Raw genomic sequence first — 13,046 nt, 5'->3', positions numbered from 1 at the left:
AAGCTTGAAGGGAGCAAATGAACATTGCTGAAAAAATTATTCGGTTTCGGAAAAAACCAAGATGATGTAAAGGAAGAAGTCATTTATTCTCCAGTCGATGGAGAGTTAATGGATATGACCGATGTACCAGATCCCGTTTTTTCTCAAAAGATGATGGGAGACGGCGTAGCTGTAAAACCAAAAAACGGCACCATTGTGTCGCCAGTAGATGGTGAAATTATTCAACTCTTCCATACAAAACATGCAATTGGGATTCGAACACTCTCGGGGCTTGAGCTTCTGATTCATATCGGACTTGAAACGGTTGGATTAAATGGTGAAGGCTTTGAAGCACACATAAAAGAAGGGGATAAAGTGAAAGCAGGTGATCCTCTCATTACGTGTGATTTAGCGCTGATTGAAGAAAAAGCGGCAAGCACAGTGACACCAATTGTCATCATGAATGGTGATTTAGTAGAACATCTTGACAAAGAACCTAAGGGCTCTGTAGAAAAGCAGACGTCCAAGCTTTTTACAGTAAAAATGAAATAATCCAAAAAAAACTACCCTGAGTTGATAGGGTAGTTTTTTGATTGAGGACATTAATCCTCCATTGGAACCCAGCCTTTACTTGCTTCCATGACAGTCCATAAACCCTCTGGAATCATGTACTTGTCTTTTTGACTGCGTTTAATGACGGTTTCAATCTCGTTTTCTCTGCCTTCTTTAATCTTTACTGCCCAATCGGGATCAACAATGACTTCTCTTGCAACAGCAATGAGTGGAATCCCTTGATTGTATGCATTCAGTGCATCCTCAGCTGTAATGACGCTGCCGACGCCGATGAGTGGAAGCGTGTCACCACAGCGCTCTTTTAATAACTCCATCCGCGTCTTACTTGTATCAGCACCACGTCTTGCTTTAGCGTCAATCTCCATTAAAGAAATATGCAAGTAATCAAGGTTTTTTGTCTTAAGTACGTCCACTAAAGTAAATGTTTCTGTCATGGTTAAACCAGGTGTTTCTGGTTCTTCAGGTGATAATCGGTATCCAAAGATAAATGGTTTTGTTACATGCTCTTTGATTGCTTCTTTCACTGCATCTACTACTGCAATTGGAAATGCGAGACGCTTTTCTTCGCTTCCGCCCCATTGATCTGTACGCTGATTACTATGCGGGGAGTAGAATTGCTGTAATAAATATCCGTTCGCTCCATGGATTTCGATCCCATCAAATCCTGCTTGAATTGCGCGTCTTGCTGCTTCTTTAAATGAGTCGATGATGTGAGGAATTTCTTCTTCTGTCAAAGCTCTCGCAATTTGTTTTCCATCTTTAAATACATCACTTGGCGCAACGACATCACCGTTTGGGACTAAATGAGGGAGAGCCTGAGAGCCGCCATGATGAATTTGCATAATGGCTTTTGTTCCTTTCGCTTGAATCGCAGAAGCAAGCTTTTGTAGGCCAGGTATATCTTCATCTCTTGCAATAGAAGGCTGTCCTTCAAACGCCTTACCATCTGGCGTCACGTTTGCACATGCGGTGATGACCATGCCCATTTCGCTTGATCTAGCGGTGATAAAATCAATTTCTTCCTTTGAGATCGTGCCATCCTCATGAGAACCGAAGTGTGTCATTGGTGCAACGACTAAACGGCCATCAATAGAGGCACCCCCTGGGAATGTAAAAGGTTCAAATAAAGGCTTAAATTCGTTTTTCAATCTGATCATCTTCTTCCTTGATAAAATCATTTCACTATAGAAGTGTAATAGATATTGTTACAACACATCAAAATATTTGCTCACAAGCGGTGCATCAAAAAATTGCCGCCTAGTCATGCAAACAAATATTCGGTACACTAGAATGAGAGGTGGATACCAGATGAAGAAGAAAACAATGAACGAACTCATAGAAGATTTAAAAAAAGACGAACAGGTCGAGCATTGGCATGAAATTGAAGCGAAGCCTGCACTGACTTCTCCAATTCCTGAAAGAGTAAATGACAGGCTCAAAGTGGCGCTTGAAAAAAGAGGTGTGAGCGAACTATACATTCATCAAAAGGAAGCCTTTGAACGTGTGATGGATGGTGAGAATGTGGTGACTGTGACACCTACAGCTTCAGGTAAAACGCTTTGCTACAATCTGCCAGTTCTTCAGTCGATCGCAGAAGATCAGACAAGCCGCTCCCTCTATTTATTTCCAACTAAAGCACTCGCGCAAGATCAAAAAAGTGAATTAAACGAAATCATTCATGAGATGGATGTTCCAATTCACAGTGAAACCTATGACGGGGACACCTCCCCAGCGATTCGCCAGCGCGTCAGACAGGCAGGTCATATTGTCATCACAAATCCAGATATGCTGCACTCAGCGATTTTGCCTCACCATACGAAATGGGTCAGTTTATTTGAGAACTTAAAGTATATTGTCATTGATGAGCTTCATACATATCGAGGCGTGTTTGGCAGTCATGTCGCCAATGTCATTCGCAGACTAAAGCGAATTTGTGCGTTTTACGGAAGTGACCCGACTTTTATTTGTACTTCAGCGACCATTGCGAATCCGAAAGAGCTTGCAGAGCAGCTGACCGGAAGCAAGGTGCATCTCATTGAACGAAACGGAGCACCTAGCGGTAAAAAGAATTTTGTCTTTTACAACCCGCCAGTCGTCAATAAGCCATTAAACATTAGACAAAGTGCGGCCACTGTTGTGAATCAGCTCGCTAAAACATTTTTAAAAGAAAAAATTCAAACGATTGTTTTTGCTAGAAGTAGGGTAAGAGTTGAAGTTATCCTAAGTCATATTCAAGAACTAGTGAAAAAAGAAATTGGTCCTAAATCGATCCGTGGTTATCGTGGGGGCTATTTGCCGAAAGAGCGGCGCATGATTGAAAAAGGCTTAAGGGAAGGAGACATTCTCGGTGTTGTCAGCACAAACGCACTAGAATTAGGAGTAGATATTGGACAGCTAAAAGTCTGTATCATGACCGGATATCCTGGCAGTGTAGCGAGTACGTGGCAGCAGGCTGGACGAGCTGGAAGGCGTCATGAGGAAGCACTCATTATCATGGTCGCAAGCTCATCGCCACTTGACCAATATATTGTCAGACACCCTGAATACTTCTTTAACAGACCACCTGAATCGGCAAGAATCAATCCCGAGAACCTTATCATCCTAGTCGATCATCTAAAATGTGCGTCCTACGAGCTACCGTTTCGAGAAGATGAACAGTTTGGCAGTATGGAAGTAGAAGAAATCTTGCAATACTTACATGAAGAAGGGGTTCTTCATTTCAGCGGGAACCGTTATTATTGGTCAGATCAATCGTTCCCGGCTCATGGCATCAGTCTGAGATCTGCAAGTCAGGAAAATGTCGTCATTGTCGATCAATCCGATGTAGCGAACGTTCGAACTATTGGGGAGATGGATCGATTCAGTGCGATGACCTTACTTCATGATGAAGCGATTTATTTACATGAAGGGGTTCAGTATCAAGTGGAAAAGCTAGATTATGAGCATCTTAAGGCTTATGTGAAACAAGTCGATGTAGAATACTATACAGATGCAAATTTAGCGGTTCAGCTCAAGGTGCTTGAAATTGATCAAACAACAGAGAAGGAAGCGGTATCTGTTCACTACGGTGATGTGACCGTCAATGCAATGCCGACCATTTTCAAAAAAATTCGATTATCAACCGGGGAAAATATCGGTTCCGGCCCGATTCACTTACCTGAAGAAGAGATTCATACGAGTGCTGCTTGGTTTGAATTACATGAAGCAGAGCGGACATTTGAAGAAAAAACACTTGAACAGCTCTTGCTCGGTATTGCCAATGTTCTTCAGCATATTGTTCCGGCGTTTGTTATGTGTGACCGTTCAGACATTCATGTCATTTCTCAAATAAAGGCAGCCCATACGGGGAAACCGACCGTATTTTTATATGATCATTACCCAGGTGGAATCGGTTTAAGTAAAGAGGTCCAGGCTCGCTTTGATGAAATTGCCCGTGCAGCCACTCAGCTGATTGAGCGATGCAGCTGCGAAAACGGCTGTCCATCTTGTATTGGCATGGAAATGAAAGAGATCAATGGAAAAAGCAGTATCATTCAATTGATGGCAGGATTTTAAGGAAAGGGGGAATAGACGTACTCATGTCATTAAAAGGAAAATTAAACAGAATGAAAAAACACCTGTCGCACAATCAGTCAGATGAAAAGCATGTGGCAGTAAAAGAGGGACAAACGCACACTGTGACGGCTGAAACCATTCCATTTCTAAAAGAGTGGGGGGGATTAAGTGCAGCTCCTTACTACTTTGAAGACTCTTTCTGCCTCATTCGGGAAGTGACCTATCCACTTGACCATCAGCATGGGCGATATTCATTTGCAGAACTGCCGGAGATGGTGAGTGCATGGAACAAAAGTGAGATTCAGCATTCTCTTTCTGCAAAAGGCTACAAGCCTCACGAGCTATTTTTCTTCGATACAGAAACAACAGGACTGTCTGGCGGAACGGGAAATATGATTTTTCTGCTTGGGCATGCGAGAGTTTATTCAGATAAAGTAGTGGTAAAACAACATCTGCTCACGAATCCAGGAAATGAAGCGGCACTTTACAAAAGCTTTCTTAGTGAGGTGGATGTCGAATCACTTGTGACATATAATGGAAAATCATTTGACTGGCCTCAAGTCAAAACGAGGCATACATTATTACGCGATCAAATACCTGCTCTACCTGAATTTGGTCATTTTGACCTTCTGCATGGGTCAAGGAGATTGTGGAAACATAAATATGAGCGTATGGCTCTTTCGGTTGTAGAAAAAGAGGAACTGCACGTCAATCGAGAGGGAGATACACCGGGGTTCCTCGCACCAATGATCTATTTTCACTTTTTAAAGGAACAAAACCCAAAACTGATTGAAGGAATTTTGACTCACAATGAACTTGATGTCTTATCGTTAATCAGTCTCTACATTCATTTGTCTAAAAAAATCTTATCCAAAGATGCGGTGAAGGAAGACGATGAGAAATATGCATTAGCTAAATGGCATCTTGCTCACCGTGATGTGCAGGAAGCAACAAAGCACCTGCAAGAATTAACGGGAGCAGCGTTTGAGCATGCGGATCAAGCAGCTTATGATCTATCATTACAGTACAAGCGATTAAAACAATGGGATGAAGCGGCATGTATATGGAGGCGTCTATTTGAATCAAGTGATGTTCATTTAAGATTAAAAGCGGGTGTAGAGCTAGCAAAGTATGAAGAACACCGTCAAAAAGATCCAAAAGCAGCCCTTTCCATTACCCAAACATTGTTATCACAATCGTCTTTAAGTGAACGAGACATTGTGGAACTTGACAAGCGAGAAAACCGGCTCTTAAGAAAAGCTGGGCGATGAAATTATTGCCTGGGAAAGCGCAAAAAATGACAACGTTCGGCTCTCGGCCGAAAATAAAAATTGTTTAGCACTTTTATTGTAGAAAAGTCACGAATCCTGTAAAATAACGTTAGATATTGAATGAGGAGCGTAGAGCATGTATAAGGGTCTTTTCTACTTGTTTTTTCTTGTTGTCATATTGGTCGCGTTTGTGTTTTCAAACTATAAAGATGTTTTTCTTGCAAACTTTTAAAATAGGTTAATGCATTAGTACATGTACACCTCTTGATTCATACATTGTTAATGTAAGAAAATCAAGGAGAGGGGAATGCTACATGTACCATCATCATCATTGCAATCCAAATGTTACACAGCCAATTGTACATCCAACGAATCACTGCTGTACGCACAGTGAGTCAACTACAATTGTGCCGCACATCCACCCGCAGCATGTAACAAATGTTCATCACCAAAATTTCCAACATGTTCACTACTTCCCGCATACGTTTTCTCAGGTGGACCCGGCAACACATCAACACTTTAACTGCGGTGGACCTTGCTGTAACAGATAAAGTGAAATGGGACTTTTATAAGTCCCTTTTTTTAAAAGCAGGTGAAAAAATGAAAATTATTGCTGTCACAGGGTACAAGCCATTTGAGCTTGGGATCTTCAAACAAGACGAGCCTGCACTTCAATACATAAAAGCGGAACTTCGGAAAAGGCTGACGGCACTCATTGAAGACGGGCTGGAATGGGTGCTCATTTCAGGTCAGTTAGGGGCAGAAATATGGACAGCTGAAGTGGTCTTTGAGCTTCAAGAGGAATTTCCAGATTTAAAACTTGCTGTCATTACACCATTTTATGAACAGGAAGAGCGCTGGAATGAACAAAATAAAGAGCTGTATGAAGGCGTTCTTGCACAAGCTGATTTTGTAGAAAGTGTCACGCATAAACCTTATGAAAGTCCGGCACAATTCAAACAAAAGAACCGCTTTTTTATTGAAAAAACGGACGGCCTTCTCGTCTTATATGATCCTGAGCACGAAGGCTCGCCAAAATATATGATCAAAGAAGCTGAAACCTATACCGACTACCCAATTATGTATATCACAATGGATGATTTAAGGGCACAGGTTGAGGCGGAAGATCCGTTTTTTGACTAAAAGCAAGAGAAAATTTGACAACGTCACGTATTTCTGAAAAAATATACTATGAATTCACGATATGAGGTGAAAAAGATGCTTGCTGATAAAGTAAAGCTTTCTGCGAAAGAAATTTTAGAAAAAGAATTTAAAACAGGTGTCCGAGGGTATAAACAAGAAGAAGTCGATAAATTTCTAGATATGGTCATTAAAGACTATGAGACATTCCATCAAGAAATTGAAAAACTCCAACAAGAAAACCTTCACTTGTCAAAACAGCTTGAAGAAGCGGTTGAGCAAGGGAAAAGACAGCCTGCACAGTCCAATACAACAAACTTTGATATTTTAAAAAGACTATCTAATCTTGAGAAACACGTTTTCGGCAGCAAACTTTATGATTGAGTAATACCAAAAAAGCTTGTGTCAGATGACATTGTCGTTTATAATAACGCATGTTGATTAACGTTCGGGTAATCGCTGTAATGCTTTGACATTGCAGAGGAAAGTCCATGCTCGCACGGTGCTGAGATGCCCGTAGTGTTCGTGCCTGGCGAAAAAATAAGCCAGGGCAGCCTGGGAAAGGCTGACGGCAGGAAAAATGCCTACGTCCTTTTAGGATATGGCAAAGTATCCTTGAAAGTGCCACAGTGACGAAGTCTTACTAGAAATGGTGAGAGTGGAACGCGGTAAACCCCTCGAGCGAGAAACCCAAACTTGGTAGGGGAACTTTCTCAAAGGAACCAAACGGAGAGAAGGACAGAGAATTCTGTAGATAGATGATTACCACCTGAGTACGAGGCTTTTGCCGTTTGCAGTACGATGGAACAAAACATGGCTTACAGAACGTTATATCCGTTATCATAAACATGATGAAATCAAAGCTCTCCTATTTCTACATATGGAGAGCTTTTATCTTGATTAAGAAAAGAACGAGAAAACAGGTGATAAACAAATGAAAACCTATACACTCATCGCAACAGCGCCAATGGGAATTGAAGCGATTGTTGCAAAAGAAGTAAGAGACCTCGGGTATGAGTGCACCGTAGATAACGGAAAAGTTATTTTTCAAGGAGATGCGCTTGCCATCTGCCGTGCGAATCTATGGCTGCGTACAGCAGACCGAATCAAGGTCCAAGTTGCTGAATTTTCGGCTAGAACATTTGACGAGCTTTTTGAGCAGACAAAAGCCATTGACTGGGCTGCTTTTTTACCGAAAAACAGCACATTCCCTGTCATTGGTAAATCTGTTAAATCTCAGCTTGCCAGTGTGCCGGATTGTCAGCGCATCGTCAAAAAGGCTATCGCACAAAAACTTAGATCATCTTACAACATACAGTCTGAATGGCTAGAAGAGACAGGCCCTGAATACAAAATCGAGGTAGCACTTTTAAAAGATAAAGTATTGCTGACGCTCGATACGTCAGGTGTGGGTCTTCATAAACGTGGATACCGTGCAGATCAAGGGGGCGCTCCGATTAAAGAAACCCTTGCAGCGGCGCTTGTCTTATTAACGAACTGGACACCTGACCGTCCGTTTGTCGATCCTTTTTGCGGATCAGGCACAATTGCTATTGAAGCAGCGATGATTGGACAAAACATTGCCCCTGGATTTAACCGTGAGTTCGCATCTGAATCATGGGAATGGATTGGTGAGGACGTTTGGAACAAAGCACGCCTTGAAGTAGAAGAAAAGGCGAACTATGATCAGCCGCTTCACATTATCGCGAGCGATATCGATCATCGTATGGTAGAGATTGCGAAACTGAACGCAGAAGAAGCTGGACTTAGTGAACTGATTCAATTTAAGCAAATGCAAGTGAAGGACTTTCAAACAAAAGAAGAGTATGGTGTAATTGTCGGAAATCCGCCTTACGGTGAACGTCTCAGCGATAAGCCAGCTGTGGAAAAAATGTATCAAGGCATGGGCGAAGCATTGAAAAACCTAGATACGTGGTCCATTTACATTTTAACGTCACATGAAAAATTCGAAGAGTGTTTCGGAAGAAAAGCGACGAAAAAGAGAAAACTGTTTAATGGATTTATTAAAACAGATTATTATCAATACTGGGGAAAACGCCGACCTAGAAGAGAAACAACTGAATCATAACAAATGTCCACACCACGAGACGGTGTGGATTTTTTATGCTAAAAAGGTATAAGTCGTCACGGGACGGAATAAACTGAACTTGATTTTAAAAAAAGAGGTGTCTTCATGATTCATTATGATCAATTTCAGTTAATTCAAAAAGCACTCGCTTCAACAGCCCGAGAAATAGAAGGGATTGAAACAGGACAATCTGCTAAACTTACGGCAGCCATCGAGAACTTAGCAATGGCTCAAAACTACATAGACCATTCAGAGCACGCATTTTTAATGAAGGAAAGCTACCAACATCGCCTGCGCTCTTAAAAAAAGATTGTCATACCCCAGCATAAATGGTACTATTGAATGTCTGAATGATTCAAAAGTTGGGGGTTGAAGCAGGTGACAGCGTCTCGTTTGCCTTTTTCATTAACAAAAGAACATAATTTTTACGAAGAACTGGGCAACTGGATTGGTGATGTGTTTTATGACATCTTGCCAGAAAAGGGCTTTGATCTTCGAGATGAACAAATATTCATGGCTTTTCAGTTAGAAAGAGCCTTTAAAGAAAAAAGTGTGATGTTTGCCGAAGCTGGGGTAGGCACAGGCAAAACAATCGTTTACCTTTTATTTGCGGTCACATATGCAAGATATACAGGGAAACCTGCGATCATTGCATGTGCAGACGAAACGTTAATTGAACAGCTCGTCAAACAAGAAGGTGATATCTATAAAATTGCCAATCACCTTGATATTCAAATAGATGCGAGATTAAGTAAATCGCATGATCAATATTTGTGCTTAAAGAAACTAGAGAAAACGATGCAACGTGAAGATGATGAGAAGTGGCTCGACATTTATGAATCGCTTCCTTCATTTGTTCATGAATCTCATGGGATGCAGACATTTTATCCGTACGGTGATCGAAAAGAGTATCCAGAATTAACAAATGATGAGTGGTCAAGAATTGGTTATGACTCTTTTCAGGACTGCTTAACGTGCGACATGCGGCACCGCTGTGGCTTGAATTTATCAAGAGACCATTACCGAAAAGCCACAGACCTCATCATTTGCTCTCATGACTTTTACATGGAGCATGTATGGACAAAGGAGTCACGTAAACGTGAAGGACAGCTGCCGCTCCTTCCTGAGCATAGCTCTGTTGTATTTGACGAAGGACATCTTCTTGAATTTGCAGCACAAAAAGCGCTAACATACCGAGTGAAGCAATCAACACTAGAGACGTTTTTGGAACGTCTTTTGCAAAATGATATTCGTGAAGAGTTTGCAGAACTTGTTGAAGATGCACTTGCAACAAACGATCAGTTCTTTTACCTCTTAAAAACGAATGCCAAAGAAATCAAAGGATCACACCGTCTTGAAATTGGTCGTGTAGATGAGGTGAAGCGTTCAGCAAGTGAATTATGTGATTTGCTTGAGAAGATTGGAGAAGCGCTCGTATTTGAATCAGAGATGTACACAATTGATCAATATGAATTGTCTGTTGTGGAAGAGTACATTGAACAGATGGCGTATTCTCTGTCGCTTTATCAGAAAAATGCCATTAGCTGGCTGGAGAAGCAGGAATTAGATACAACCTTTGTCGTCATGCCAAAAACGGTAGCAGAAGTGCTCGGTGAAAAGGTATTTTCGCAAAAAATCCCTTATATTTTCTCGTCTGCAACATTGTCTGAAAACCAATCATTTGATTATTTAGCTGAAAGCCTTGGGATCAAAGATTACTTATCTATGAGTGTGGCTTCGCCGTATGATTATGAGGAGCAAATGCAAATGTATTTCCACGGAATTCAGCAGCCAATGACAGAGTCAGATGTAAAAGGTCAGCACGTGCTGGCTCAGGTAAAAGAAAATGGCGGTCGATCTCTTATTTTATTCCCTTCATTTGATGAACTGCATGTATTTAGAAAGCAGCTCGATGCATCAAATGAATCACTGCCTTTCCATGTGTATTTTGAAGGAGACGAGGAGATCAGTACCATTGTTCAAAAGTTCCAAGCGGATGAAACATCTGTGTTATGTTCCGTTCACCTTTGGGAAGGGCTGGATATTCCAGGACAGTCTCTAACAAATGTGGTTATTTGGGGACTTCCATATCCACCGCATGACCCAGTATTTGAAGCAAAACGGAATGAAGCGAAAGATGCATTTACTGAAGTGGACCTTCCATACATGCTGCTTCGTCTAAGGCAGGGCATTGGGAGACTGATTCGGACAAGCCAAGATGCTGGCAGCATTCATATTTACTTTGGCAGTCAGAAAGATATTGAGCTACAAAGTAAAATTGAATCCGTTCTTCCAGTGAAGCCAGTGATCTCTTAATGATAGAAAACCATTCAATAAGAGGAGGATACGATCAGCGTATCCTCCTTTTTCATTGACAAAAGAACATTTATTGAAGTAGCCTTGAAACGTACATACATATTTTATTGATTGGGGGAACGAACGCATGAGTCTTGAATCAAAAGAGAAAGCGTTTTATCAATTACTAGGAAAAATCGCCCATTATACAGAGGCGCTTCATTTACTTTATTGGGACTCTCGAACACAAGCGCCTAAAAAAAGCGCTGATTTCAGAGCAGAAACCATCGGTCAATTATCCAGCGATATCTTTAATATGAAGACTTCTGATGAAATGAGAGATCTTCTTGATGCATTAAATAAAGAGAAAGAAAAGCTGTCAAAAGACACGCAGAAGGCACTCGAATTATCGCAAAAAGAATATGATGAAAACAGCAAAATTCCAAAAGAAGAATTTAAAGAATACTCCATTCTACAATCAAAAGCAGAACATGTTTGGGTAGAAGCAAGGGAGAAATCAGATTTTTCACTCTTTGCACCCTATTTAAAACAGCTGATTGATTTTAACAAGCGTTTCATCCAGTACTGGGGCGTGAAAAAAACACCATATGATGTGCTGCTCAATAATTATGAGCCGGATATGACGGTTGAACAACTCGATCAAAAATTCGGTGCACTTCGAGACGCCATCGTTCCTCTCGTGAAAAAAATTGAAGCTTCGCCAAATAAACCGGATACTTCGTTTTTATCGAAAAGCTTCCCGATCGACAAACAAAAAGAGCTGAGTCTCTTTTTCTTAAAAGAGTTAGGGTATGACTTTGACGCAGGACGACTTGATACAACGGTTCATCCATTTGCTGTGACATTAAGCAGAGGGGATGTACGTGTGACGACGCGTTATGATGAGTACGATTTTCGCATGGCGATCTTTGGCACCATTCATGAATGCGGCCATGCCATTTATGAACAAAATATTGATGAGGCACTGAGCGGAACGCTCTTATGTGACGGCACATCAATGGGTATTCATGAATCACAGTCTCTTTTCTTTGAGAACTTTATCGGCAGACATGAAGATTTCTGGAAAACGTATTATCAAAAGCTGCAAGAGGCATCTCCTGAACAATTTAAAGATGTCACTTTAGAAGAATTTGTGCATGCGGTGAATGAATCAAAGCCGACTTACATTCGAATTGAAGCAGATGAACTCACGTATCCACTTCACATTATTATTCGCTATGAAATTGAAAAAGCCATTTTCAATGAAGAAGTAGCCGTTGAAGATCTGCCGGCGTTATGGAATGAAAAATATAAAGCATATCTGGGCATTACGCCGCCTAACGATGCGCTTGGTATTTTACAGGATGTTCACTGGTCAGATGGTAGTTTTGGTTATTTCCCTTCATATGCACTTGGTTATATGTATGCGGCGCAATTAAAGCAGCAAATGATCAAAGATTTACCGAATTTTGATGAACTGATTCAAAATGGGTCTTTTGCACCGATAAAAGAATGGCTAACTGAACATGTCCACAAGCATGGAAAACGGAAAAAGCCATCTGAAATCATTCAAGACGCAACTGGTGAAGAATTAAATGTTAAATACTTAATTGATTATTTAACAGATAAGTACACGAAACTATATTTATCATAAATGAAAGGCACCCTTTGATCAGAAGGGTGCTTCAGCGTGTAGACAAACCCTCGCATTCGTTGTCAGTCCTGCGTGCTGGTACTCACGAATGTTAAATTCGCTCTGCTCCGGTGCTCGTCCTTCCTAGACTGCAAAGGTTTTCTATCACGCTGAAAAGAAGACAAAGGGCTAAAATAAAGTTCATTTTAGCCCTTTGTCAACAATCTGAGACACCCTTTAATCAAAAGGGTGCTTTTTTGCTGGTTGAATATTCTAAAAACGAACGTTTAAAGCTTAATGATTATTTAAGTTCGGTATTTTTCTAGAAAAGTGCTTTCCAAGCGTCTGAAATCTTGTTATAATTTGAACACTATGAAACACTCATATAATTGCGTGATGAAGGCACGCAAGTTTCTACCGGACACCGATACTGTCCGACTATGAGTGAGCAAAATGAAACAGCTTTTGTATGAGCTGAAGATCCCGTGGATCGTTTTCGCATTGCTTGCTC

Annotated in this window: 11 protein-coding genes, 1 other RNA gene and 1 riboswitch; of the genes, 11 read left to right on the top strand and 1 reads right to left on the bottom strand. The window is 41.0% G+C overall.

What is annotated here, in order from left to right:
- The first annotated feature begins 24 nt into the window (after nt 1-24).
- A complete protein-coding gene (locus FXF70_RS05650) occupies nt 25-531 on the top strand; it encodes a PTS sugar transporter subunit IIA (protein WP_008344623.1) in 507 nt (168 codons plus the stop codon).
- A 50-nt stretch (nt 532-581) separates the two neighbouring features.
- Here the strand turns inward: FXF70_RS05650 and FXF70_RS05645 are convergent, their stop codons facing one another.
- Nucleotides 582-1,700 (bottom strand): NADH-dependent flavin oxidoreductase, encoded by a 1,119-nt coding sequence (locus FXF70_RS05645; protein WP_024718533.1) that lies wholly within the window; start codon nt 1,698-1,700, stop codon nt 582-584.
- Nucleotides 1,701-1,860: 160 nt separating this feature from the next.
- On the opposite strand from FXF70_RS05645, the gene FXF70_RS05640 reads away from it, so the two are divergent.
- The 10 genes from FXF70_RS05640 (at nt 1,861) to FXF70_RS05595 (ending at nt 12,556) form a co-directional block, all read left to right on the top strand.
- Nucleotides 1,861-4,107 (top strand): DEAD/DEAH box helicase, encoded by a 2,247-nt coding sequence (locus FXF70_RS05640; RefSeq protein WP_148779973.1) that lies wholly within the window; start codon nt 1,861-1,863, stop codon nt 4,105-4,107.
- Between the two features lie 23 nt (nt 4,108-4,130).
- Nucleotides 4,131-5,378 (top strand): ribonuclease H-like domain-containing protein, encoded by a 1,248-nt coding sequence (locus tag FXF70_RS05635; protein WP_148780157.1) that lies wholly within the window; start codon nt 4,131-4,133, stop codon nt 5,376-5,378.
- 314 nt (nt 5,379-5,692) lie between these two features.
- Nucleotides 5,693-5,929, top strand: coding sequence for a spore coat protein CotD (gene cotD / locus FXF70_RS05630; protein ID WP_072368252.1), 237 nt, complete (start codon nt 5,693-5,695; stop codon nt 5,927-5,929).
- A gap of 49 nt (nt 5,930-5,978) precedes the next feature.
- Nucleotides 5,979-6,521, top strand: a complete 543-nt coding sequence (locus FXF70_RS05625; RefSeq protein WP_316246474.1) for an SLOG family protein — start codon at nt 5,979-5,981, stop codon at nt 6,519-6,521.
- 75 nt (nt 6,522-6,596) lie between these two features.
- Complete coding sequence (gene gpsB, locus FXF70_RS05620; RefSeq protein WP_008344631.1) at nt 6,597-6,902, top strand: cell division regulator GpsB; 306 nt, start codon at nt 6,597-6,599, stop codon at nt 6,900-6,902.
- Nucleotides 6,903-6,962: 60 nt separating this feature from the next.
- Nucleotides 6,963-7,344, top strand: an RNA gene (gene rnpB, locus FXF70_RS05615) — RNase P RNA component class B.
- A 108-nt stretch (nt 7,345-7,452) separates the two neighbouring features.
- The gene (locus FXF70_RS05610) at nt 7,453-8,607 is read left to right on the top strand and encodes a THUMP domain-containing class I SAM-dependent RNA methyltransferase (RefSeq protein WP_017359722.1); all 1,155 of its coding nucleotides are present in this window, start codon (nt 7,453-7,455) and stop codon (nt 8,605-8,607) included.
- A gap of 105 nt (nt 8,608-8,712) precedes the next feature.
- Nucleotides 8,713-8,910 (top strand): hypothetical protein, encoded by a 198-nt coding sequence (locus FXF70_RS05605; RefSeq protein ID WP_017359721.1) that lies wholly within the window; start codon nt 8,713-8,715, stop codon nt 8,908-8,910.
- Nucleotides 8,911-8,985: 75 nt separating this feature from the next.
- A complete protein-coding gene (locus FXF70_RS05600) occupies nt 8,986-10,923 on the top strand; it encodes an ATP-dependent DNA helicase (RefSeq protein WP_017367482.1) in 1,938 nt (645 codons plus the stop codon).
- 127 nt (nt 10,924-11,050) lie between these two features.
- A complete protein-coding gene (locus FXF70_RS05595) occupies nt 11,051-12,556 on the top strand; it encodes a carboxypeptidase M32 (RefSeq protein ID WP_146271227.1) in 1,506 nt (501 codons plus the stop codon).
- 340 nt (nt 12,557-12,896) lie between these two features.
- Nucleotides 12,897-12,996, top strand: a riboswitch (purine riboswitch).
- The last annotated feature ends 50 nt before the right edge of the window (nt 12,997-13,046 follow it).

It is taken from the genome of Bacillus sp. Y3, assembly GCF_008123875.1.
Lineage (GTDB): Bacteria > Bacillota > Bacilli > Bacillales > Bacillaceae > Bacillus > Bacillus altitudinis.
Note: the sequence above shows the minus strand (reverse complement) of the source record. Positions and strands in the feature narration are given on the sequence as shown.

Coding starts and splice junctions, on each gene's coding strand:
- gpsB (WP_008344631.1), top strand. CDS start 6,597: ATGCTTGCTGATAAAGTAAAGCTTTCTGCGAAAGAAATTTTAGAAAAA.
- FXF70_RS05640 (WP_148779973.1), top strand. CDS start 1,861: ATGAAGAAGAAAACAATGAACGAACTCATAGAAGATTTAAAAAAAGAC.
- FXF70_RS05625 (WP_316246474.1), top strand. CDS start 5,979: ATGAAAATTATTGCTGTCACAGGGTACAAGCCATTTGAGCTTGGGATC.
- cotD (WP_072368252.1), top strand. CDS start 5,693: ATGTACCATCATCATCATTGCAATCCAAATGTTACACAGCCAATTGTA.
- FXF70_RS05605 (WP_017359721.1), top strand. CDS start 8,713: ATGATTCATTATGATCAATTTCAGTTAATTCAAAAAGCACTCGCTTCA.
- FXF70_RS05595 (WP_146271227.1), top strand. CDS start 11,051: ATGAGTCTTGAATCAAAAGAGAAAGCGTTTTATCAATTACTAGGAAAA.
- FXF70_RS05610 (WP_017359722.1), top strand. CDS start 7,453: ATGAAAACCTATACACTCATCGCAACAGCGCCAATGGGAATTGAAGCG.
- FXF70_RS05635 (WP_148780157.1), top strand. CDS start 4,131: ATGTCATTAAAAGGAAAATTAAACAGAATGAAAAAACACCTGTCGCAC.